24 protein-coding genes are annotated in these 22,655 nt (G+C 64.7%); 4 read left to right on the top strand and 20 right to left on the bottom strand.

What is annotated here, in order from left to right:
* Window positions 1-35 precede the first annotated feature (35 nt).
* The 3 genes from ACF8E5_RS07555 to ACF8E5_RS07545 all read left to right on the top strand — a co-directional run bounded on the left by ACF8E5_RS07555 (window position 36) and on the right by ACF8E5_RS07545 (window position 3,177).
* A complete protein-coding gene (locus ACF8E5_RS07555; protein WP_058602923.1) occupies window positions 36-1,454 on the top strand; it encodes an FAD-dependent oxidoreductase in 1,419 nt (472 codons plus the stop codon).
* 177 nt (window positions 1,455-1,631) lie between these two features.
* Window positions 1,632-2,696, top strand: a complete 1,065-nt coding sequence (hemE, locus tag ACF8E5_RS07550) for a uroporphyrinogen decarboxylase (RefSeq protein ID WP_058638113.1) — start codon at window positions 1,632-1,634, stop codon at window positions 2,694-2,696.
* Window positions 2,697-2,826: 130 nt separating this feature from the next.
* Window positions 2,827-3,177 (top strand): YgiW/YdeI family stress tolerance OB fold protein, encoded by a 351-nt coding sequence (locus tag ACF8E5_RS07545; protein WP_058602925.1) that lies wholly within the window; start codon window positions 2,827-2,829, stop codon window positions 3,175-3,177.
* Between the two features lie 75 nt (window positions 3,178-3,252).
* Here the strand turns inward: ACF8E5_RS07545 and ACF8E5_RS07540 are convergent, their stop codons facing one another.
* Entirely contained in the window at window positions 3,253-4,410 is a 1,158-nt protein-coding gene (locus ACF8E5_RS07540; RefSeq protein ID WP_196121378.1) for an MFS transporter, read from the bottom strand.
* Window positions 4,411-4,609: 199 nt separating this feature from the next.
* Here ACF8E5_RS07540 and ACF8E5_RS07535 point away from each other — a divergent pair, with 199 nt between their 5' ends.
* A complete protein-coding gene (locus ACF8E5_RS07535; RefSeq protein ID WP_058602927.1) occupies window positions 4,610-5,503 on the top strand; it encodes a LysR family transcriptional regulator in 894 nt (297 codons plus the stop codon).
* A gap of 27 nt (window positions 5,504-5,530) precedes the next feature.
* Here the strand turns inward: ACF8E5_RS07535 and ACF8E5_RS07530 are convergent, their stop codons facing one another.
* Genes ACF8E5_RS07530 through ACF8E5_RS07440 form a run of 19 tightly spaced genes read right to left on the bottom strand, consistent with a single transcriptional unit; the run spans window position 5,531 to window position 22,648 of the window.
* The gene (locus ACF8E5_RS07530) at window positions 5,531-5,977 is read right to left on the bottom strand and encodes an excinuclease (RefSeq protein WP_196185531.1); all 447 of its coding nucleotides are present in this window, start codon (window positions 5,975-5,977) and stop codon (window positions 5,531-5,533) included.
* Between the two features lie 15 nt (window positions 5,978-5,992).
* Entirely contained in the window at window positions 5,993-6,424 is a 432-nt protein-coding gene (locus ACF8E5_RS07525; protein WP_058638111.1) for a hypothetical protein, read from the bottom strand.
* A gap of 21 nt (window positions 6,425-6,445) precedes the next feature.
* Entirely contained in the window at window positions 6,446-7,672 is a 1,227-nt protein-coding gene (locus ACF8E5_RS07520) for a beta-ketoacyl-ACP synthase (RefSeq protein WP_058638110.1), read from the bottom strand.
* Complete coding sequence (fabG, locus tag ACF8E5_RS07515; RefSeq protein ID WP_058602930.1) at window positions 7,672-8,400, bottom strand: 3-oxoacyl-ACP reductase FabG; 729 nt, start codon at window positions 8,398-8,400, stop codon at window positions 7,672-7,674. The genes ACF8E5_RS07520 and fabG overlap by 1 nt, the downstream gene beginning before the upstream one ends.
* Window positions 8,397-8,864 carry a hotdog family protein gene (locus ACF8E5_RS07510; protein WP_023532704.1) on the bottom strand — a complete coding sequence of 156 codons (468 nt, stop codon included), beginning with the start codon at window positions 8,862-8,864 and terminating at the stop codon, window positions 8,397-8,399. Before ACF8E5_RS07510 ends, fabG begins: the two co-directional genes overlap by 4 nt.
* On the bottom strand, window positions 8,861-10,054 hold the full coding sequence (locus ACF8E5_RS07505) for a beta-ketoacyl-[acyl-carrier-protein] synthase family protein (RefSeq protein WP_196185533.1): 1,194 nt from the start codon (window positions 10,052-10,054) through the stop codon (window positions 8,861-8,863). The genes ACF8E5_RS07510 and ACF8E5_RS07505 overlap by 4 nt, the downstream gene beginning before the upstream one ends.
* Window positions 10,051-10,536: a hypothetical protein gene (locus tag ACF8E5_RS07500; protein WP_196185534.1), complete on the bottom strand. Its 486-nt coding sequence runs from the start codon at window positions 10,534-10,536 to the stop codon at window positions 10,051-10,053. Before ACF8E5_RS07500 ends, ACF8E5_RS07505 begins: the two co-directional genes overlap by 4 nt.
* Window positions 10,533-11,264 (bottom strand): class I SAM-dependent methyltransferase, encoded by a 732-nt coding sequence (locus ACF8E5_RS07495; RefSeq protein ID WP_196185535.1) that lies wholly within the window; start codon window positions 11,262-11,264, stop codon window positions 10,533-10,535. Before ACF8E5_RS07495 ends, ACF8E5_RS07500 begins: the two co-directional genes overlap by 4 nt.
* Window positions 11,261-12,508 carry an NAD(P)/FAD-dependent oxidoreductase gene (locus ACF8E5_RS07490; protein ID WP_197844104.1) on the bottom strand — a complete coding sequence of 416 codons (1,248 nt, stop codon included), beginning with the start codon at window positions 12,506-12,508 and terminating at the stop codon, window positions 11,261-11,263. The genes ACF8E5_RS07495 and ACF8E5_RS07490 overlap by 4 nt, the downstream gene beginning before the upstream one ends.
* Window positions 12,495-13,652, bottom strand: a complete 1,158-nt coding sequence (locus tag ACF8E5_RS07485; protein WP_392475088.1) for a sodium:proton antiporter — start codon at window positions 13,650-13,652, stop codon at window positions 12,495-12,497. The genes ACF8E5_RS07490 and ACF8E5_RS07485 overlap by 14 nt, the downstream gene beginning before the upstream one ends.
* Window positions 13,649-15,970, bottom strand: a complete 2,322-nt coding sequence (locus ACF8E5_RS07480) for an MMPL family transporter (RefSeq protein ID WP_196185554.1) — start codon at window positions 15,968-15,970, stop codon at window positions 13,649-13,651. Before ACF8E5_RS07480 ends, ACF8E5_RS07485 begins: the two co-directional genes overlap by 4 nt.
* A complete protein-coding gene (locus tag ACF8E5_RS07475) occupies window positions 15,960-16,574 on the bottom strand; it encodes an outer membrane lipoprotein carrier protein LolA (RefSeq protein WP_392475087.1) in 615 nt (204 codons plus the stop codon). Before ACF8E5_RS07475 ends, ACF8E5_RS07480 begins: the two co-directional genes overlap by 11 nt.
* On the bottom strand, window positions 16,571-16,996 hold the full coding sequence (locus tag ACF8E5_RS07470) for an acyl-CoA thioesterase (protein WP_326383311.1): 426 nt from the start codon (window positions 16,994-16,996) through the stop codon (window positions 16,571-16,573). Before ACF8E5_RS07470 ends, ACF8E5_RS07475 begins: the two co-directional genes overlap by 4 nt.
* Entirely contained in the window at window positions 16,989-18,533 is a 1,545-nt protein-coding gene (gene hutH, locus ACF8E5_RS07465) for a histidine ammonia-lyase (protein ID WP_392475086.1), read from the bottom strand. Before hutH ends, ACF8E5_RS07470 begins: the two co-directional genes overlap by 8 nt.
* Window positions 18,514-19,452 (bottom strand): glycosyl transferase, encoded by a 939-nt coding sequence (locus tag ACF8E5_RS07460; protein WP_100852412.1) that lies wholly within the window; start codon window positions 19,450-19,452, stop codon window positions 18,514-18,516. Before ACF8E5_RS07460 ends, hutH begins: the two co-directional genes overlap by 20 nt.
* Window positions 19,449-20,183 (bottom strand): glycosyltransferase family 2 protein, encoded by a 735-nt coding sequence (locus tag ACF8E5_RS07455; RefSeq protein ID WP_196185541.1) that lies wholly within the window; start codon window positions 20,181-20,183, stop codon window positions 19,449-19,451. Before ACF8E5_RS07455 ends, ACF8E5_RS07460 begins: the two co-directional genes overlap by 4 nt.
* Window positions 20,176-21,855 carry an AMP-binding protein gene (locus tag ACF8E5_RS07450; protein ID WP_326383310.1) on the bottom strand — a complete coding sequence of 560 codons (1,680 nt, stop codon included), beginning with the start codon at window positions 21,853-21,855 and terminating at the stop codon, window positions 20,176-20,178. Before ACF8E5_RS07450 ends, ACF8E5_RS07455 begins: the two co-directional genes overlap by 8 nt.
* On the bottom strand, window positions 21,852-22,397 hold the full coding sequence (locus ACF8E5_RS07445) for a hypothetical protein (protein WP_196185543.1): 546 nt from the start codon (window positions 22,395-22,397) through the stop codon (window positions 21,852-21,854). The genes ACF8E5_RS07450 and ACF8E5_RS07445 overlap by 4 nt, the downstream gene beginning before the upstream one ends.
* Window positions 22,394-22,648, bottom strand: coding sequence for an acyl carrier protein (locus ACF8E5_RS07440; protein WP_023532695.1), 255 nt, complete (start codon window positions 22,646-22,648; stop codon window positions 22,394-22,396). The genes ACF8E5_RS07445 and ACF8E5_RS07440 overlap by 4 nt, the downstream gene beginning before the upstream one ends.
* Window positions 22,649-22,655 lie beyond the last annotated feature (7 nt).

Below are 22,655 nucleotides of genomic sequence, written 5' to 3'. Positions count from 1 at the left end.
TGTAGCGTGCGGCTGCTGTTAAGAGGTTTTGAAAAATGGCTGAACGTCTGAACAACGACTTCCAGTTCATCGAAGTGGGCCGCAAGGACCCGAAGAAAAAATTGCTGCGCCAGCGCAAGAAAGAGTTCGTGGAAATCTACGAACCCTTCAAGCCGCAGCAGTCCGTGGAACAGGCGCACCGTTGCCTGGGCTGCGGTAACCCGTATTGCGAGTGGAAGTGCCCCGTGCACAACTTCATTCCCAACTGGTTGAAGCTGGTGTCCGAGGGCAACATCCTGGCGGCCGCCGAGCTGTCGCACCAGACCAACACCTTGCCCGAAGTCTGTGGGCGCGTATGCCCACAAGACCGTCTGTGCGAAGGTGCCTGCACCCTGAACGACGGTTTCGGCGCCGTGACCATCGGCTCGGTGGAAAAGTACATCACTGACACGGCCTTCGCCATGGGCTGGCGCCCGGACATGTCCAAGGTCAAGCCAACCGGCAAGCGCGTGGCCATCATCGGTGCCGGCCCGGCTGGCCTGGGCTGCGCAGACGTACTGGTGCGCGCCGGCGTGACGCCCGTGGTGTTCGACAAGAACCCGGAAATCGGCGGCTTGCTGACCTTCGGCATTCCTGAGTTCAAGCTCGAGAAAAGCGTGCTCAGCAATCGCCGCGAAGTCTTCACCGGCATGGGTATCGAGTTCCGCCTCAACACCAACGTGGGCACGGACGTGACCATGGAGCAGTTGCTGGCTGAGTACGACGCAGTCTTCATGGGCATGGGCACCTATACCTACATGAAAGGCGGCTTCCCTGGCGAGGACCTGCCAGGGGTGCACGATGCTCTGGATTTCCTGATCGCCAACGTCAACCGCAACCTGGGTTTCGAGAAGTCGCCTGAAGATTTCGTCGACATGAAGGGTAAGAAAGTCGTGGTCCTGGGTGGTGGTGACACGGCCATGGACTGCAACCGCACCTCGATCCGCCAGGGTGCCCAGTCCGTGACCTGTGCCTACCGCCGCGACGAAGCCAACATGCCGGGTTCGCGCAAGGAAGTGAAGAACGCCAAGGAAGAGGGGGTCAAGTTCCTCTACAACCGCCAGCCCATCGCCATTGTCGGTGAGGACAAGGTCGAGGGGGTGAAGGTGGTCGAGACGCGTCTGGGCGAGCCTGATGCGCGTGGGCGCCGCAGCCCGGAGCCGATCCCGGGCTCCGAAGAGATCCTGCCGGCCGATGCGGTGGTGATCGCGTTCGGCTTCCGCCCCAGCCCTGCCTCCTGGTTCGAGCAGCACGATATCCAGCTCGACAGCCAGGGCCGTGTGGTGGCGCCGGAGAAGAGCAGGTTCAAGCATCAGACCAGCAACCCGAAAGTGTTCGCCGGTGGCGACATGGTGCGCGGGTCGGACCTGGTCGTGACCGCGATCTTCGAAGGGCGCACCGCAGCCGAAGGCATCCTGGACTACCTGGAAGTCTAAGCGCGCCCTGGCAGGTCACGTGGGGTCGCTGGGCGGCCTCATTTGCCAGGGACAAGCGCCCAGACCTGCCCGGGAATGCTTGACCTGAAGCACGCAAAAAACAAAACGCATGGCCCCGACCGTGCCTTTTGTGTCGGTGTCTGAGAAAATGCCCCCACTATTTTTCCGGATGCCGACATGACTGCCCTGAAGAACGACCGTTTCCTGCGTGCTCTGCTCAAGCAACCCGTTGACGTGACCCCGGTCTGGATGATGCGCCAGGCCGGCCGCTACCTTCCGGAGTACCGCGCCAGCCGCGCCAAGGCCGGCGACTTCATGAGCCTGTGCAAGAACCCGCAGTTCGCCTGCGAAGTGACCCTGCAGCCGCTGGACCGTTACCCGCTGGATGCGGCGATCCTGTTCTCGGACATCCTCACCATCCCGGACGCCATGGGCCTTGGCCTGTATTTCGAAACCGGTGAAGGCCCGCGTTTCAGGAAGGTGGTCAGCACCCCGGCCGACATCGAGGCGCTGCCTGTTCCCGACGCGCAGAAAGACCTGGGCTATGTGATGGACGCGGTCAGTACCATCCGCCGCGAACTCAACGGCCGCGTGCCGCTGATCGGCTTCTCCGGCAGCCCCTGGACCCTGGCCACCTACATGGTCGAAGGCGGCTCCTCCAAGGATTTTCGCAAGACCAAGGCCATGGCCTATGACAATCCGCAGGCACTGCACCTGTTGCTGGACAAACTGGCGCAGTCGGTGACCACCTACCTCAATGGGCAGATCCTGGCCGGTGCCCAGGCCGTGCAGATCTTCGATACCTGGGGCGGTAACCTGTCGTCGGCGGCCTATCAGGAGTTCTCCCTGGCCTATATGCGCAAGATCGTCAGCGGCCTGATTCGCGAACACGACGGGCGCAAGGTGCCGGTGATCCTGTTCACCAAGAACGGCGGCCTGTGGCTGGAAAGCATTGCCGATGCCGGGGCCGATGCATTGGGGCTGGACTGGACCTGCGACATCGGCGATGCCCGTCGCCGGGTGGGTGACAAGGTCGCCTTGCAGGGCAACATGGACCCGACCGTCCTGTATGCCCGGCCGCAGGCCATTCGTGCGGAAGTGGCACGCATCCTGGCCAGCTACGGCCACGGCAGCGGCCATGTGTTCAACTTGGGCCACGGCATCACGCCGGAGGTCGATCCTGAACACGCGGGCGCTTTCATCAACGCCGTGCACGAGCTGTCGGCGCAGTATCACCTGTGAGCCGCTTGTGACAGCGCATGACGCTGCGTAGCCCGGCCGGGGCTGAGTGCAGCGAGATTGTCGCATTAAGTTTCAATTCAGCGGTGCTCGCTAGGCTGGTCCTACTCCAACAGAGATAGGACCCGCTCCCATGAAAGCACGCTACCTTGCCCTGATCCTTGCCCCCTTGTTCAGCACCGCTGCACTGGCGTCAGGCGGCTACACCGGCCCTGGTGCGCAGTCGATTGCCACCGTGGCCGCTGCCAGCGAGGCCGCGGACGATACGCCGGTGGTCTTGCAGGGCTACGTGACCCGCAAGCTCGACAACGATGATAAATACGAATTCAAGGACAGCACCGGCACCATTACGGTCGAGATCGACGACGAGGACCTGCCGCCCACACCCTTCAATGACAAGACCAAGGTCAAGCTCATCGGTGAAGTCGAAAAACACTTGATGAGCCGCGAGGTGGACGTGGACCGGGTCGAGATCATCAACTGATCCAGTGATCCTGTCGCAGGCAGGCTCGCGGCGGATCCACTGCGAGCCTGCCTGTGTTGCCGCGTTCCCCTGCCTTCAGGCGGCCTTCGGCGCCAAGGTGCTCAGGCGCAACGCCACCATCAGGGCCACCGCCAGCAAGCATCCAATGAACAGGCCGATGCCGTTCCAGCCCCAATGGTGCCAGAACACCCCGCCAGCCGTGCCCGCCACGCTTGAACCGGCGTAGTAACAGAACAGGTACAGCGAGGAGGCCTGCCCCTTGGCTGTGAGCGCTCGTCGCCCGATCCAGCTGCTGGCCACCGAGTGGGCCCCGAAGAAGCCGAAGGTGAAGACAAGCATGCCCAGGATGATCAGCGACAGCGGCTGGGTCAGGGTCATGAGCAAGCCGCCGCCCATGACCACGATGCTGGCCCAGAACACCTTGCGCCGTCCCAGCCTGTCAGCCAGAGCGCCCACCTGGGCCGAACTGTAGATGCCAGACAGGTAGACGACCGACAGCAAACCCACCAGGGCTTGATTCATGTGATAAGGCTCGGCCAGCAAGCGGTAGCCGATGTAGTTGAACAGCGTGACGAAGGCGCCCATGAGCAGGAAGGCTTCGAGAAACAGCCAGGGCAGGCCGGCGTCCTTGAAGTGCATGAGGAACCCGTTGACCAACGTGCGTGGGTTCAGGGTCTGAGGCTGGAAGTTGCGCGACTCGGGCAATGCCTTCCAGAACACGATGGCCGCCAGCAGTGCCAGGCTTCCCAAGGTGAGCAATGCCGCGTGCCAGCTGACGAAATCGATCAGCACGCCCGTGATCAGGCGCCCGCACATGCCGCCGATGGCATTGCCGCCGATGTACAGGCCCATGGCCAGGCCAATGTGCTGTGGGTGGATCTCTTCACTAAGGTAGGTCATGGCCACGGCCGCCAGCCCGCTCAACGACAACCCGACCAAGGCCCGAGTTGCCAGGACCAGTTCCCAGGTCGGCATCAGCGCGCTGGCTATCGTGGACAAGGCCGCGCAGCCCAGGGCCGCCACCATCACTGGCTTGCGGCCGATGCGGTCAGAGATCGGGCCCGTGACCAGCAGCCCAAGCGCCAGCATGCCAGTCGAGACCGAAAGCACCAGGCTGCTCTGTGCAGCGTTGATGCCGAATTCCTTCGACAGCAAGGGCATCATCGGTTGTACACAGTAGAGCAGGGCAAAGGTGGCGAAGCCGCCGCTGAACAGCGCCAGGACCGTTCTCATGAACGCCGGGGTGCCCTTTTCGATCCAGGCGTCGTGCGAGGTCACAGGCTCGGGTTCGGGTTGGGTCGATACGAGGGCTACAGCGGTTTTCACGGGCAAGTACCTCAGAGGCAGTGAAAAAATCATATAGCTGGCTAATAATTAGGTCCAATATATTGTTCGACCTAATTGAGACGTTTCACGACCTATGAGGTGGGTGATGGAGCTGCGCCACTTACGCTATTTCGTCGCGGTTGCCGAAGAGTTGCACTTCGGCCGGGCAGCCCAGCAACTGGGCATCTCGCAGCCTCCACTTAGCCAACAGATCCTCGCGCTCGAGCAGGAACTCGGTGCGCGGCTGTTCGAACGGACCAACCGCCGTGTCGAGCTCAGCGAGGCCGGGCGACTGTTTCTGGAAGAGGCTCGTCAGGTGTTGGCGCAGGTCGAAAAGGCCGCCGATGTCGCCCGCCGCGCACAGTTGGGCGAACTGGGTGAAATGAAGATCGGCTTCACATCCTCGGCCCCGTTCACATCGAAAATTCCCAAGGCGATTCATGCGTTCCGGCAGCGCTTCCCTGCCGTGCACCTGAACCTCATGGAAATGAGCAGCCGCGAAGTGGCGCAGGGCGTGTTCGACGAGTCCATCGAAGTGGGGCTGATGCGACCCATGCCGCTGGCCGACGGCCTGGTTGCGACCGAGCTGTTTCGTGAGCCCTTGGTGGCAGTGATCAACGCCTCCCATGCGCTGGCCAACGGCGCCGAGCAGGGTGTGCACCTAGCAGCGCTGGCCCACGAGCCTTTCGTTTTCTTTCCACGCAGCTACGGCAGTGGTTTGTACGCGCAGTTACTGGATCTGGCGCGCCAGGCGGGTTTCAGTCCCCATTTCGCGCAGGAAGCAGGGGAGGCCATGACCATCATCGGCCTGGTGTCGGCGGGGCTTGGGGTGTCGGTGCTGCCGGCGTCCTATCAGCGCATGCGCATCGAGGGCGTGGTGTACCGCACCTTGCTGGACGAGCAGGCCACCTCGGCGGTCTGGCTGGTACAGCGCCAGTGCCGCAGGTCGGCGATGGCCGAGGCATTTGCCGAGCTGCTCACCGGGCAGGTTCAGGGATGAAACCTGCCCGGTGAGCGCGGAGAGTCATCAGTTGACGCGGGCCAGGTCACCCTTGAGCGCAACACCGGCAATCACTGCACCGGCGTGGCATTCGTAGGTGGAAGCGTCCTTGCGCTCGTTGCGCTTGTAGTAGCTGGCGATGTTCGTCACGGCATTGGCGTTTGCCTTGCGAGCAGCGTCCTGCAAGGTCAGCAACGCGGATTGCAGGGCCCACTCACAGGCAGCCTCGTCACTCTTGTTGAAGGCGTTGGTTTTCTTGTTGGTGACCGAGTTGGGGCTGATCACGGTGACCTTGCCGCGCGGCTTTACGCCGGCCAGGTAGAATTTGACCGAGCCATCGAGCTTCTTCTCGGCGAGCATCTGCTGCACCACCTTTTCGAACGGCAGGTACAGCGCTGTGTCGCGAGCCTGGCTCATGCCGGGTAGGGCAGCGAGCAGCAGGGCGGTGGCGGCGGTCAGGGTTTTCAAGCGCATCGGGGTCTTCCTTGGTCAGTGGTTGGATGAGGCGTTGCTGCGTTGCAGAAGCTGATCGGCGGACAGTGCGTTGAGCTGGCGCACGATGCTGCGGTCCAGGTTGTAGACCCAGCGGTTGTAGTTGCGGTGGATCTTGCCGTCGTCATAGCCCAGTTCGCGGCTATCGCGGTAATCGATGCGGAACTGGCTGGCGCTGTAGTGAATATCCACGGCGGCGTAGAAGGTATTGCGCACGGTGATGTCGGCCTGAATGACCGAGGCGCCCACCGAACGGGCCGTCCAGCCACGCTCGACGATGGCCTTGAGGATCGCCTGCTGGACCTGCTGCTGGGTGTAAGGGGTGGCAGCAGCCAGTTGTTCCGAGGGGTTGAGCACCGGCTTGGAGGTACAACCGGCAAGGCCGGCCAGTACCAGCCCTAGTGCAGCGGCGCGTAGCAGTGAGGACATTCCTTGCGCTCCTATCGAGGGTTAGGGCCAGCGGCGGAAGATCAGCGACGTGTTGACCCCGCCGAAGGCAAAATTGTTGTTCATCACGAACCCGTGGCTCATGTGGCGGAACTCACCACGCAGGTAGTCCAGTTCGCCGCAGCGAGGGTCTACCGCGTCCAGGTTCAGCGTGTGCACATAGCGGTCGCTGTTCATCATTTCGATGCTGAACCAGGACTCCAGCGCACCGCACGCTCCCAGGGTATGGCCCAGGAAGCTCTTCTGCGAACTGAGGGGCATGCGTGGGCCAAACAGGCTGCTGGTGGCCAGGGTTTCGGCGATGTCGCCTTGCTCGGTCGCGGTGCCATGGCCGTTCACATAGCCAATCGCCTCCGGTGCCAGGCCTGCGTCTTCGAGCGCCAGTTCCATGGCCCGGCGCATGGTCGACTGTTCGGGTCGGGTCGTGTGCTGGCCGTCGGCGTTGCTGCCGAAACCGATGATTTCGGCATGAATCTTCGCGCCTCGCGCCCGTGCATGCTCAAGCTCTTCGAGCACCAGCATGCCGGCGCCTTCGCCGATCACCAGGCCATCCCTGCCGCAGTCGTAGGGGCGCGGGCTGAGGTGCGGCGTGTCGTTCTTGAGGCTGGTGGCATAGAGCGCGTCGAAGACCATGGCCTCGGTGGGGCACAGTTCTTCGGCACCGCCGGCCAGCATCATCGGCAAGCGCCCGTACTTGATGGCTTCATAGGCATAACCAATGCCTTGGCTGCCGCTGGTGCAGGCACTGGACGTGGGGATCAGGCGCCCGGTCAGGCCGAAGAAAATGCTGATGTTGGCGGCGGTCGTGTGCGGCATCATGCGCACATAGGAATTGGCGTTGAGCCCGTCGGCCACCGAGTTGAGCAGCATGTTGCCGAACGCCTTGATCTCGTCGGTACTGCCGGTGGATGAGCCGCAGGCAACGCCCATGCGGCCATCGCGAATGCTCGGGTCGCCGAGCAAGCCTGCATCGGCGAGGGCCTGTTCGGCAGCGCCAACGGCCAGGCGCGACACCCGGCCCATGCTGCGAAGCTGCTTGCGCGTCCAGTGCGCCGGGACCTTGAAATCATCGATGGGCCCGGCCAGGCGCGTGTTCATTTCCTCGAAGCGGTCCCACTCGTCCATGCGGCGGATACCACTGCGTTGGCTGGCGAAATGACCGGCAATGGTTGCCCAGTCGTTGCCCAGCGAGGTGATGCCGGCCATGCCGGTGACGACCACGCGGCGCATCAGCACAGCCCCCCGTTGACCGCCAGCACTTGGCGGGTGATGTAGCTGGCCTCCGGCGACATGAGGAAGTTGACGGCGCCTGCTACCTCTTCAGCGGTGCCCATGCGCCCGGCAGGGATCATCTTCATCAGTTCGTCCACCGGCACATGTTCGTCGAGCATGGCCGTGTCGATCAGCCCGGGCGCTACGCAGTTGACGGTGATGCGCCGCTTGCCCAGTTCGATTGCCAAGGCCTTGGCCGCCCCGATCAGGCCCGCCTTCGAAGCGCTGTAGTTGACCTGCCCGCGGTTGCCGATGAGCCCTGAAACCGAGGTGATGCAGACGATGCGGCCCGGCGCGCGGCGGCGGATCATGGGCATGGTCAGTGGCTGCAGCACATTGTAGAAACCGTCCAGGTTGGTCCGCAGCACCTGGTCCCAATCCTCGTCGGTCAGCGCGGGGAAAGCGCCATCGCGGGTCAGGCCGGCATTGCACACCACGCCGTAGTAAGCACCGTGCGCCTCCACGTCGGCTTCGAGCGCCAAGCGGCAGGCGGCGCGTTCGCCGATGTCGAACTGCAATACGCGCGCCTGCTGCCCCAGAGCACGCACTTGATCGGCCACCACGTCGGCTTCGGACCGGCCGCTGCGGCAATGCAGTACCAGGTCGTAACCCGAACGTGCCAGGCGCAGGGCGATGGCACGGCCGATTCCACGGCTCGAACCGGTCACCAGGATGGTATCAGTCATGAAAGGGGCTCCTCAGGGCCCGCTTCGGCCAGGTAGCTGGCCGCTTGCGGCGGGCGGTACACATTCAGGCGGGCGGTGGCGTGGATGCCGGGGCCGCGCAGGTGACATTCGAAAACGCCCATGCCGTTCTCGTCTTCGAGCGAGCGTTGGGCGTGGACATGCAATTGGGCGCCGGCCGGGAAAGACTCGACATCGCACGTGTACTTGCGGGCACCGAGCAAAAACCCCAGCTCGACGGCCTGGCCATTGCGTCGCGCCCGGCAACCGGCGTAGGCGGCGACGCTCTGGGCCATCAGCTCGATGCCGAACCAGGCCGGCAGGCTGCCATCGGCGCGATTGAACAGTGCGCCGGGCCGTACGGTGGTACGGGTGCTGATCTGCTCCTCGTCACAGTGCTCGATGTGATCGATCAGGATCATGTCGCCAGCATGGGGCAGCAGCTCGGCCAGGGGCCAGGTGATCATGCGATGTCTCCAAGAATCAGGCTGACGTTGTTGCCGCCGAAGGCGAACGAGTTGCTCATCAGTCGGCGTGGGCCATGGGCTGCCAGGCGCTGGCTGCCGTCGACCAGGGTCAGTTCAGGCAGGGCAGGGTCGGGCTGGCCGTCCCACAGGTGCGGCGGCAGCAAGCCCAACGGGTTGTGCCTGCTCAGGCTCAGCCAGCAGAACGCCGCCTCGAGCGCACCGGCAGCGCCCAGGGTATGGCCCGTCATCGGCTTGCTGGATGAGCACGGTAGGCCGGCGCCGAACAGGGTATCGACGGCCAGGCTTTCCATGGCGTCGTTATGGGGCGTGGCGGTGCCGTGCAGGTTCAGGTAATGGATGTGCGCGGGCTCAAGCCCGGCATTGTCCAGCGCTTTGCCCATGCACTGCAAGGCACCGGCGCCAGTTGGGTCGGGCGCGGAGATGTGGTGGGCGTCGGAACTGGCGCCTGCGCCGAGCAGGGCGATGCGCTCGCCGTGCGCTTCAGGCGCGCGGGTCATCAAGAACAAGGCGGCAGCCTCGCCGATATTGATGCCATCGCGGTTGGCCGAGAACGGATTGCAGCGGCGGTCGCTGATCGCCTCCAGGGCGCTGAACCCGTTGAGCGTGAGGTGACAGAGGCTGTCCACCCCACCGCACAACACCGCATCGCATACGCCCAGGTCCAGCAGACGCCGAGCGCTCAGCAGCGCGCGGCCGCTGGAGGTGCACGCGGTTGAAATCACATAGGCCGGCCCGCCGAGTTGCAGCCAGTCGGCGAGAAAGTCAGCCGGCGCGCTCAACACTTGCTGGGCATAGTGATAATCGGCCGGGAAGTGATCGCTCGCCAGGAAGTGGCCAATGGCGGCACTGCCTTCGGCGATGCCCGAGGTGCTGGTACCCAGGACCACCCCGACACGGTGGGCACCGTATTGCGTGATCGCCTGGCGCAGGGCGGGCTCGATCTGCAGCGCGGCGGCGTACAACAGCTGATTGTTGCGGCTGTGCTGCTCCGGCAAGGGGACGGCTGGCAGCGGCTGCGTCACGGCGCCCACCGGAGGCTGGCGCTCGGGAATCCAGCCTGGGGCGGGCCGCATCCCTGAACAGTCGCCGGCAAACAGACGTGCGGCGACGTCGGCCTGGCCATGGCCCAGGGTGCAGATCAGGCCCAGGGCATTGAGGTAGGCGGTCATGGTGTGTGCTCACGGGGCAGGGGGTCGATTACATAGCGCAGGCCTTGGTCCAGGTGCAAGTCAAACGCGTGGGCCGTGCGGTAGGTTACCCGCCAGCGCGCGCCCAGCCAACGCTGCCCCTGCTGCTCCCGGGCCTGGGGATACAACCGGGCCAGCTGGTCCTGTGGCGTAAGGGCGAACAGCACGGCGGCGAACAACTCGCGGGCCGCCGGGTTAGGTGGCAGCAAGCCGTCGGCCTGCCATTGCTGGCCGTCCAGCACTTGCCGCGCCTGGGGAATACCCAGCAGGTCGAGCAGCGACCAGCGCAGACGGCCGCCCTCGTCCTGGATCACCAGTAGCCAGTCCTGGCGCTGCCCGGCCTGGGTGCGCTCAACATGCAGTTGCTGCGGCAGGGCAAGCGCCGGAAGGGATGCGGGCAGTGGTGCCCTGGCGGCACAGGAACCGAGCATCAGGCAAAGGGCAAGCGCCATCCAGGGTTTCATGCGTGCTCCAGGGGCTTGCGAGCCACTACATTGACCAGCGTTTCATCGCGTTCGCCGACCGGTGGAGGCTTGCGCAGGCCCAGGCGCTCCAGCAGGCCGAAGTCCTTGGCCCGGCTCCACCACAGGTAGGGATAGGACACGTTGTCGGGCCCAAACGCGAACCCCTGCACGCGCAGCATGTGCAGATAGCCCTCGGCGCTTTTCTGCACGTGCATGGGGTGACGGAAGAACCAGCGAATGACCCAGGTATCGATATAGGCTTGCGTGGACTCGGCGAACAGCAGGTAGCCGCCCGGTTTAAGTACGCGGTAGAACTCGGCCAGGGCCTTTTCCTGCTCGACCAGGTGATGGAAGGTCTGGTGGCAGAACAGTACATCGATGGTGGCATCGGGGTAGGGCAGGCTGGCGCAGTCACCGCCTGACAACTCCACCTCGATGCCAAGGCGCTTGGCCTCGGCTGCGCTGAGGTCGAGGCTGTGCGGATCGGCGTCGGTGCCCAGCAGCCTGGAGGGAGCGAATACCCGCTGCAGGTGCTTGAATGACTTGCCCTGCCCGCAGCCGGCATCGAGCAGAACCGGCGCCTGGGGAAGGGCGCCTGCGAAGAGCCGGGCGAGGTCATCGATTGCCACCCGCAGCACGTGATGCTGCCAGGTGTGGCTGCTCAGGAAGCGAAACCCGATGCGGGTTTCTTTCACGTAAGTCTCGCTCAGGAACGGGCGCTGGGTCATGGGGTGTCCCTTGCGCACAGTTCGGCCAGGGTACGCAGCCGGCGCCGCGGCTCGGCGACGAACGGGTTACGTGTATCCCAGGCATACCCGGCCAGTATGGAGCTGATCATGGCGCGAATCTCCGGTGAGCTGCCGGGGTGATAGATCACATCCTGGAAACTGCCGTCGTACCAGCCTTCCACGTACACACGGAAGGTATCGACGCCACGCTGCAGCGGCTCGGCAAACGCGCTCTGCCAGTCCACTGCCTCCCCTTGCAGCTGGCGGTGCAGCAGGCCGGCAGCCATGCTGGCAGAGCGCATGGCGATGGTGACACCGGAGGAGAACACCGGGTCAAGGAATTCCGCTGCATTGCCCAGCAGGGCGTAGCCCGGCCCATGCAGCGCCTTCACGTTGGCCGAATAGCCGCCGATGGTGCGAGCCGGGGTGTCCCAGACTGCATTGGCCAGCACCTTGGCCAGGCCAGGCGCTTGCGCCACGAAGTGCTTCAGGCACGCATCGAGGTCGTCAGGGGCAGCGGCAAAGCGCTCAGCGGCAGCCACTACCCCCAACGAGGTGCGGCCATCACTGAAGGGAATGGTCCAGAACCAGACGTCACGGTGCTCGGGGTGGGTGGTGATGAGGATCTTGTCGCGATCGAAGCCGGGGTGGTCGATGCGGTCTTCGATATGCGTGAAGACCGCTTTGCGCACTGGGAAAGCGGACGGGGCTTCAAGGTCCAGCAGGCGCGGCAGCACGCGGCCGTAGCCGCTGGCATCCAGGACGAACTGGGCCCGGAGCAGGTACTCGCTGCCATCGGGCCGGCGCACCACCACCTGCGGCTGTGGCCCGCCCATGTCGGCGCTGACAACTTCATGCTCGTAGCGGATTTCCACGCCCTGAGCCTGGGCCTGGTCGGCCAGTATCTGGTCGAAGCGGGCACGCTGCACCTGGAAGGTGCTGGTCTTGCCTGGCGTGAAGGTCTGCCCGAAGTCGAAGGCGGTGTATTCGTCGCCCCAGGCGAATGCAGCGCCATTCTTGTACTGGAAACCTGCCGCCTGCACGGCGTCCAGCATGCCCGCCTCTTCGACGAAGTCCAGACAGTGCGTCAGCAGGCTTTCGCCGATGGAAAAACGCGGGAAACGCTGACGCTCGATCACCAGTACGTCGTGCCCGCTGCGCTTGAGCAAGGCCGCCGCGATGGCGCCGGAAGGCCCGGCACCGATGACCAGGACCTCGCGTTGTTGGGTTTCAAGGTTTGGCATGCGGGCTCCTTGCCATGGGTTCTGTGTTGAGTGGAAGGCGATGAAGGCCAGCCAGCGCCGGCATCAGGGTGGCGACCAGGCTCATCAGCATGAGCGCGAAGTACACCGCTGGGGTGATCAACTGCTGGGAAAGCAGCAGGTTGAGGAAAACGATTTCACTGAGGCCGCGAATGTTCAGCAGCAGGCTCTCGCGCCATTTGCCGGCAGCGCCGGGCGACGGAGCAGCCCAGCACAGGCCCAGCCAGTTGCCCAGCAACTTGCTGACGATCGGAAGCACCAGCAAGGCAACTAGCTGCCACGCGTCCAACTGCCCCAAGGCTTGATGGGCATCGATCTGCACCACGCCGTAGGTCAGGATCATGGGTACCGCCAAACCCTGCTGCACGCGGCGGTTGTACCGCTCTGGCAGCGGCAATGCCGCCGCGACCTTGAGCCAGGCCAGGCACGCCAGATAGCCAACCCCCAGCACCAGTGCGTTGAGCTTGTAGTGTTCGGCAATGAACAACAGCACCAGGAACAACGCGCCATACAGCGAAGGCGCACGCAAACCCAGTGCGTGCAACGGCCACGGCAGCAGTGCCGCCAGTAGCGGCAAGGCCAGTGTGCCGGGGTCTAGGCTGCCCTGGCCTACCCCTAGCAACAGCCAGCATGCCAGGTCGATCAGGATGGCAGCCTGCAACAACCGCCGGCTGGCCGCCGGGGGATAACCGATTGCCTGGAGATACAGGTAGAGCACCGGTATGGCGGTGATCGCGAACACCAGCCCCAGTGCCAGTGCACCGACACCGCTCAGCCCTATCACCCAGAAGGCACAGGCGATACCGCAGGCGAACGGCAGCAGGAAACTGGGCACGGCAAGTTTCAGCGCCTGGCGGTCCGGGCGCAGCGCCAGCACGTCGATCAGAATGTGGCCGAGCAACAGGGCGAAACTACCGCCGTAGAGCGTTTTTACCCATGCCGGTGCGATCAGCGCAGTGCCCTCCAAGCGCCAATGCGGCGTCACCCACAGGCCCATCGAGGCAGGGAGCACCAGTGTTGCCAGCAACAGATGGCTGACGATCGGGATCAACCCGAGGCGCTTGCCCAGCCTGCTGGCCAGGGTGAAGAGCGCCAGCGCCAGCGCCCAGAAGATAACGATCATCATGAGCGGTCGTGCGCTCCCTCGCGGGGCGCTGCCCAAGGCGCCAGCAGGAAGCTGAACACCAGCCCCAGGCTCACCGCCACGCCAAAGTTGCTGACGGCCGGCGTGCTGGACAGTGCCAGCAGGCCGAACGACAGCCATGTGGTCAACGCAGCCAGCAGGGTTCCGAGCAGGCTCACCGCGGCGCCGCCGATGCGCTCATGCATGAGGATGGCGTAGTCGACGCTGATGGCTGTCACCAGCAGTAGCCCGAACAGGCTGAACAGTGTCAACGGCTCGCCCAGCCAGCCGAGGCTCGCCAGGCTGCACAGTGCAGCCAGCAGCGGCAAGGCCACGATGCGCAAAGAGCCCCGCAACCCGAAAGGCACGGCCAGCAGCATCAAAATCAACGCGCACGAAAGCAGTTTGAGCTCCGCTGCGCTGACCTGAGTGGCGGCGAACAACTGGTTCAGCTCGCCGAGACGATCAACCAGCTGTACACCGGGCAGGTCCTGCGTCTGCAACCGCAACAGGGCGGCGTCAGACAAGCCTTGCAGGCTGACGATGGCAGCAACGCCGTCACCTGCGCTGCCCAGCCACAAGGGTCGCCATGCCTCGCCCAATGGGCCTGCCAGCACGTCGTCGATGCGCTGCAGTGGCAGTGCGCGCAGTTGCGCGACTTCAGCGTCAAGGGCCGCTTGGGGAACGCCGAGCGCCAGCAGAGGCTGCCAATGCTCCGGTAGCGCAGCCAAGGCCTCGCGCACCTGTGCTTGCTCGGCAGGGGTAGCGACCAGTTGGCCGAGGCTCATGTAGCCCTTGAGCTTGTCCAGCGCCACCAACTCGTCCAGCTTGGCCCCCAGCTGCTGGGTGCGTTCGAGCAATTGCTGCTGGTCGGCAGCCCGCACCAGGTAGAACTGGCTGGTGGGCTGGTAACCGGTGATGCGTGCTACTGCCTGGGCTTGCTGCAACAGCTGCGGCGGCGTGCCCACCCATTGGCGGATATCGTTGTGGGTCTGCAGGTGCCAGAGGCCGCTGGCGCAGAACAGCAGTAGCAGGGCCAGCAACGCTGCGCTCGGCACTTTGCGCAGCAATGCCTTACGCCAGCGGGTGAGCGCCTGGGCGATACGCATCGGCCAATCCGCGGGTTGCAGTTGAGCCTTGGTCAGTAGGGCCGGAACCAGGCACACCGCACTAAGGTAGGCACCCATCAGACCAGCGGCGGAGAAAACGGCAATCTGGGTCAGCGCCGGGAAAGGGGTGAAGGCCAATGCCAGATAGCCGATGCAACTGGTGGCCAGGCTCAGGCTCATGCCTGGCAGGGTCAGGCGCACGGCCGTCCAGCTTTGCCAGGGCTTGAGGCTCCAGCTCTTGGTCAGATAATGCAGCGGATAGTCAATCGCGACGCCGATCAGGCTGGAGCCCAGGACCAGGGTCATGACATGCATCTGGCCGAACACTGCCACGCACACCACTGAGCCAAACAGCATGCCGACCAGCACGGGCACGAACGCCAGCAGCGCGCGCACGCTGCGTAGGGCCAGCAATAGCAACAGCAAGATACCCAGTGTTGCCCCGCCGCCTACCCAGGTGATCTCCCGGCTGGCTTGCTGCTGGCCGGCGGCGGCGTGCAGCAGGCCGCTGGCGGCCAGCAACCGCGCATCGACGGCGCTTGCCTGCACACGCCCCTGGGCCAGCAAATCCGCCACCTGTAGGGGCAGATGCATGTCGAAGGCATTGCCCAGGGTGCGCGCGCGCACCAGCACCCAGTAATACCCTTCGGCCTGGGCAATCAAGGCACCGCTGGCGGTGTCCAGTTCCACGTTCGCGGGCTTGGGCTGGGCATTCTGGATGCGCCCGGTCAGCCCTAACCAGTCGTCCTGGCCCGGCACCAGGCTGAACCCCGCAAAAGGGTCGACCAGGCTCTGGACGCGCTGCGCCACGAAGGCGTCCGGCTGCTGCTGCAATTGTTGCCGGTCAGATGCCGGCAGCATGGCCAGGCGACCTTTGAGCAACTGGTCTCGCACCGCCTGCAGGTCGGTGTCCAGGCTCCACTGCACCTTTTCGAACAGGCCACTGGCCTGCCACTGATTCGCCAACCGTTGTGCCAGCGCCACTGCCTGTGGTCGCTGAGCGTGGCCGACCAGAAGCAGCAACTCGCGGTTCAGTGGCTCCTGCATCCGCTGCTCGGCCTGTTGCACCAGAGGATCCTGGGTCGCGCCGGGCACCAGCGCCATCAAGTCGGCAGACAAGGGCGCGCCGCGGTGCCACTGCCAGCCGGCCACGGCCAGCATGATCAGCAGCACGAAGACGAACAGGCGTGGCAACTGGCGTTCAGTCGGCAAAGTCACTGCGCTCCATGTCGCTCAGCTCGGCCGCGCCGGTGCTTTCAGGCAGGCGCAATACCGTGCTGTCGCCTTGGGTCTCGCTCAGCTCGATGCGCTGCACGAAACGCCCACCGCTGATGTCGATGCGGCTGAAGATTTGCTTGAGCAGCAACGAGCGTGGGGTCAGACGCAGCTGCCACTGGGTTGCATCGCCGCTCAACGCCAGTTCGAAATCACGCTGCAGCCCGGTGCTGTCACCTTGCAGCACGGCAAAGAACAGCTGGTTTTGCTGCGCACCGGCGCTGCGGCTTGGCAGCACTTGCCAGCCGCTCGGGTCGCGCCGGGCAATGCCCTGGGCGTCGATCCGGTAGTTCTGACGCAGGGGGGTATGCAGCATCCAGAGCAGGCCATGATCACGGGCAAGCACGAACTCACCCTCGCTCAGCAAGGGCTGGGGCAGGGCACGCAGGTGTTTTTCCTGAATGAATAAGCCCTTGACCACCGCAGGTGCGCTGAGCTGGCGTTGCAGGTCGTCCAAGTCGAAGGCTGCGCTCAAGGGGCTGACGATCAGCACCGCCAGCGTTGCCAGCACGCGGGCCAGCCGTTTTAGCGCAGGGGTCATGGCAACACCTGCTGCACGGCATCGAGCATGGCCTGCGGCGAGGCCAGCTGCATCTCGCCACTGTCGATGTGCACGGCCACCTGAACCGTACTGGCACGGGTCATGCGCTCCCCGGTCACGGCATCGCTGATCAGGTAATGCAGCTTCAGGCGGTTTTCCCATTCCACCAGGCTGGCCCTCACATTCAGGCGCTGGCCGAACGTCGCGCCGCGCATGTAGCGCAGCTGCAGGTCGATCACCGGCCATGCATAGCCGCTGGCCTGCATCTGCACATAGTTGTGCGCCAGGCGGTCGAGCAGGGCGCATCGTGCCACTTCCAGGTACTTCACATAATGGCCATGCCAGACCACATGCATGCTGTCGACATCGAAAAACGGCACGATGACCTCGGTGTCGACGTGGAAAACGCCAGGGTTACGCATGCAGCCTCCAGTGACGTTGACCGATGCGCACCAGGCAGTGGCGCAGGTCGCCTTCAAGTGCGCGGTCTTCGATGACCGGCGCGAACTCCTGCAGCAACGCCTCATGCATCTGCGCCAGCGCAGGGGGCAACGCGTGTGCCTGAGCCTGCTGGCTGCGCAACCAGACGCCCTGATTGGCGGCCAGCAGTGCCGCGGCGGCGACTTGCTCGGTCAGCTCCAGGACCCGCAGGGCATCGCGGGCGGCGATGGTGCCCATGCTCACCTTGTCCTGGTTGTGGCATTCGGTTGAGCGCGAAAACACGCTGGCGGGCATGGTCTGCTTGAGCGCTTCGGCGGTCCACGCGCTGGCCCCGATCTGCACAGCCTTGAACCCATGGTTGATCATGGCGCGCTCGGCCGGTGCGCCCGACAGGTTGCTCGGCAGGCCGTGGTTGTAACGCACATCCACCGCCAGCGCGAGCTGTCGGTCGAGCAGGTCGGCCACGTTGGCGACGAGGGTTTTCAGGCTGTCCATGGCAAAGGCGATGTGCCCGCCGTAGAAATGCCCACCGTGCAGCACGCGCTCGGCATCACCGTCGATGATCGGGTTGTCGTTGGCGCTGTTGAGCTCGGTCTCGATGAAACCGCGCAACCAGCCCAGGCTGTCGGCCAGCACCCCCAGGACATGGGGCGCGCAGCGTAGCGAATAGCGATCCTGCAGACGGTGCAAGGGCGGCAGGGGGGCGTCGATCGCCAGGTCCTGGCGCAGCCAGGCGGCGACCTGCGCCTGGCCAGGGTGCGGCTTGGCGGCGAACAGGCGCTCGTCGAAGTGCTCGGGGTTGCCTTGCAAGGCAACCACGTTCAATGCAGTGATCCGGGTTGCCAGGTGCAGAAGATAATCGGCGCGGGCAAATGCCAGGCACGCAAGGCCGGTCATCACTGCCGTGCCGTTCATCAGGGCCAGGGCTTCCTTGGGCCTGAGCACCAAGGGCTGCCAGCCCAGTTCGCGGTGCACGTCGGCGCTGCGGCGGCGTTGACCCTGGAACATCACCTCGCGCTCGCCCGAGAGCGTCGCGGCTACGTAGGACAGCGGGGTAAGGTCGCCACTGGCGCCTACCGAACCTTCTTCGGGGATCAGCGGCAGGATGTCGTGGGCAATGAAGTCGCGCAGGCGCTCGAGCAGTTCCAGGCGAACACCCGATACGCCGTGGCTGAGTGAACGCAGGCGTGCAGCCAGCACTGCGCGAGTGGCCGAGGCGTCCAGCAGCTTGCCGAGGCCGCAACCGTGGAAGGTGTAGAGGTGGCGTGGCAGCGCCTCGACGTGTTCAAGCGGCACGGCCACGACACAGGAGTCACCGTAGCCGGTGGTCACGCCGTAGATCACCCCTTCCTTGTCGAGCAGGGTGTCGAGAAAGCGCGCCCCGCGGGCAATGCGCTCGCGGTAGGCAGCATCGTCCTGCAGGTGTGCCATGGCACGGCCCTCGGCCAGCGCCACGACGTCTTCGATAGCCAGCGGCGATTCGCCGAACGTGACAGGTTCATGCGCTTGCATCGTCATCGGTCTTCCAGAAAGGGTAGAAATTGAACCACTGCAGGGGTGCGCGCGTGCAGTAATGGCCCAGGCGATCGGCGTAGCGGGCGGCCCATTGGGCGATGACTTGATCGCGCTGGCCACGTCGCCATTGCAGGCGTTCGGCAAAAGGTTCGAGGGTGACGTGATAGCGGCCGTCGTGCTTGAGACAGAACAGCAGGTTGAGCGGGCATTCGAGCATGCCCGCCAGTAACCATGGGCCCTGGGGGAAGGCGGCGCGATGGCCTAGAAAGTCCACCTCGACAGTGCGCCCGCCATGCAGCGGCACGCGATCCCCAGCGATGGCCAGCCATTCACCACGCTCCAGGCGTTCGGACAGTTGCAGCATCACCGCAGGGTCCAGCTCGCTGACCTGGATCAGTCGCAGATTGGTGGCTCCCGCCTCGCCCAGCAGGCGGTTGAAGCGCTCGGCATGGCGGGTGTGCACCAGCACGTTCATGGTCACCTGCTCGCCGATTTCGGCCAGGGCCCGGCAGACTTCCAGGTTGCCCAGGTGGGCACCCACCAGCATCTGCCCGCGAGCGCCGCGCAGTTGCTGACGCAAGCCGGCCGGGTCGTGGATTTCGATATCCTCGATGCGCAGCTTGCCGTTCCACACGTCAAGCTTGTCCAGCAGGGCCTCGGCAAAGGCCATGAACTGACGAAAGACCTGCCATGAGCTTGGGGCAGGCGTCTGCCCGGCGTTCCATTGGTGCAAGCGTTGCTGGTACTGCCACGCGCTGCGGCGGGCGCGGCGACCGAACAGGAAGAAGTAGGCAACGATCAGGTGGATCAATGGGCTGAGCACACGGCGGCCAAGCAACCGTACCAGGGTGGCAGTCAACTTCATCAGCCAGAAGCTACCCCGCTCCTGGTGGTCGGCCCAGTGCTGCGACGGTGTGCTCATGACTGCCACCGACGCCAGAGGATTGCAGGTGCTCGCACCAGCATGCCGAAGAACAGCTTGGCGTGCATCTTGGAGATCAGTGCGTTGTCGTGGACCAGGCGAAAATGCGACAGGCCATCCTGTGGATAATGTACCCGCGTCGGCAACCAGCGCATCGGTTGGTTGCGCCAGGCCAGGCGCACGAGGATTTCAGGGTCGAAGTCCATGCGCTTGCCAAGGCGCACGTTGTCGATCAGGGCCAGCGTGGCTGGCAGCGGATAGACCCGAAACCCGCACATGGAATCGGGAATCTGCAGCGACAGGCTGTTGATCCACACCCAGACGTGGGTCAGGTAACGCGCGTACAGCCGCCCTTTGGGCACACTGGCGTCGTACTGTGGATACCCACACACCAGTGCCTGGGGGGCATGGCGGGAATGCTCCAGAAACGTCTGCACATCGCCCAGGTCGTGCTGGCCATCGGCATCGACCTGCAACGCATGGCTGAAGCCCAGTCGCGCCGCCTCGCGCAGGCCGGCCATGACTGCACCGCCCTTGCCCTGATTGACAGGCAGGGTGACCAGGAACACATCCCTCTGTTCGGCCAGCCGGGCGAGTACCTGCGCGCAGCCTGCATCGCTGGCATCGTCGACCAGCACGCAGGGCAGGCCCGCGCGCAGCAAATCGTCCACGACCGCCGGGACGGCCTGTTCGTGGTTGTAGACCGGGATCACCGCGCAGGGCTTATGCACAGGCGTTCTCCAACAGAACCCGGCCGCTCGAACACGGTTGACCGGCACAGGTGAAGGCGAAGTAAAGCTTGCCGCGTGACGTGTCCAGGCGAAGGCTCAGCGCCAGCTCATCGCCGGGCCGCACCAACTGCTGGAACTTGAGCACCTCCATGCCAGCAAAGCGCAGCGGCGACTCGGTCAGCTCAGCGGCCAGCGCGACGGCCCAGTCGATCTGGACCACACCGGGCAACACCGGCGTGCGGGGAAAATGCCCTGGGAAACAGGCAAGGTCCAGGGGCACGCCGAGCTTGAGCTGGAGCTCGTCACCTTCGCGGTGCTGCTCCAGCACATGCGGGGCCATGCTGCGAGGCGCCAGCAGCAATGCCTGCAGCGCAGCCTGGGTCAGCTTGCCCTGGTTGTTGAGCGGCAAGTGCTGCACCAAGCGCCAACGGCGTGGCAGTGCCAGCGCCTCGCAGTGGCCTGCCAGGTGGCTGCGCAGGGCCTCGACCAAGGCCCGCCGCCCCTGGTTGCGCAGGGCGTGCAGGCCTGCGGGGGTCGGCACCAGCACGGCGCCTAGGCTGGCCCGGCCGTTTTCGATCATGCCAAGACGTGCTTCAGACACCCATGGATGCGTGCACAAGGCCTGTTCGAGCATGGGGAGCGAAATTCGTTTTTCTTCGAGCTTGACGATCCGATCCAGTCGCCCCAGCAAGCGAAAGCGCCCGTCGGACGAGAATTCGACGGCGTCAGCGCTGTGTTCCACATGCCCCGCTGGGAGGTAGGGCGAGGCGATGCACAGCGCCCCCTGGTCATTTTGGCTAAGCTGTACACCGGCAAACGGCTGCCACAACGACTGCCCCTGGCGCCAGGCGATCCCGCCGGTCTCCGAGCTGCCGAGGATCTCTGCTGGCCATTGGCCCAGCCGCTGGTGCAGGCGCTCGGCTGCATCGGCGGGCAACTCACCGCCCGACGAGAACACCTTGCGCACCGGTTGCAGGGCTGGCCAGTCGAGGTTTTCGCCCATGCGCTTGAGCAGCGCCGGGCTGGCGACCCAGGCAAAGGCCGGGTGGGCGCGGCTGGCCCGTTGCAGGTCCTCGGGGAACGGCAATTGGCGGCGCTCGAACCCGCGCCCGGCGCACAAGGGCCACAGCACGCGGAACAGAAGGCCGTAGATGTGCTGGGTAGCGACGCTGCCGATGATCCAGGCAGGGCCTAGAGCCTTGCCCCACAGGTGCTCCAGCGCATTCACCTCGCTGGCCAGTTGCGTGACCTGCTTGTCGATGCGCTTGGGCTCGCCGCTTGACCCGGAGGTACACAGGCTGATGCGGCACCGGGCCAGGTCCAGAATGGCAGGTGGCAAGGGCGTGTCCAGCAAGCTGTTGGGCGATGTGTCCTCAGCCAGATCCGTGAGCCACAGGTCTACGTGGGCATTCCAGCGCTCGCGGGTGGCCGGTTGCAGGTCGGCCGGCAGCAAGACCTCGACCTCGGCCCGCCATGCACCGAGCAGGACGGCGGCCAGTTGCGCGGCGTCCTCCAGGTGCACCGCCAGTCGGCGAACACTCCGCGCATGCAGGCCACCGGCCAGGCGCAGCGCCTGCTGGCTCAGTTCGGCGTGGTCCAGGGCGGGGGCTTGGGTCACCTGGCGCGGCGCATCCAGCGGCAGCAGCAGGTGTTCGAGGTTGATCCAGTTCATGAGCGTCCTCGCACACGTTGTCTAATCAGCCATTCGAGGGCGAACAGCACGCCCATCGCGGCATAGGCGATCACGCCGTTGTAGAGCGTCCACCAGCCCAACGGCGCCCACAGCGTAAGGGCGGCCGCGATCAGGCCGTTGATCAGGAAGAACAGGCACCAGGCCTGGGTGACCTGCCGGGTATAACGCACAGCGCGCGGCGGCAGCGCCGGGTCGCTCAAGCGTGCCAGGCGTTCGGCCACCGGCATGCCGTGCACCAGGCTGCTACCGAACAGCCCCAGCATGAAGGTACTGATGAGCACCGGATACCAACGCAGCAGTGCCTGGCTGTCCGATAGCCCCAGCAGCCCACAGAACGCCAGGGCGGCGATTGCCATCCACAGGCTGCCGGGCCGGCGAGGCGCGCTCAGCGCACGTGCCAGCCAGAGGCCGCCGAGCAGCAGGCCAAATTGCCAGGGGGCGTAGTGCGCCATGCCGAAATGCACGGCGAACGGATACAGCAGCCCGGCGATCAGCAGGCCGGCGCCGATCAGTCGCTTCATGCCGCCGGGTTCACCAGGCGGAACACAGCCTCGACCACGTCGTTGACGGTACGCACCGACTTGAACTCGTCAGCGGCGATCTTCTTGCCTGTCTGGCGCTTGATGTGATCGATCAGGTCGACGGCGTCAATGCTGTCGATCTCCAGATCCTGGTAGAGGTTGGCGTCCAGGCTAATGCGCTCAGGCTCGAGCTCGAATAATTCGACCAGGGCGTCGCGCAGAATGTTGAAGATGTCTTCACGGGTTTGCATGATGCGG

This window comes from Pseudomonas sp. WSY_20, from assembly GCF_043104335.1.
Taxonomy (GTDB): Bacteria; Pseudomonadota; Gammaproteobacteria; order Pseudomonadales; family Pseudomonadaceae; genus Aquipseudomonas; species Aquipseudomonas parafulva_B.
The sequence above is the reverse complement of the archived record's forward strand: the minus strand, read 5'-3'. Positions and strand labels throughout refer to the sequence as shown.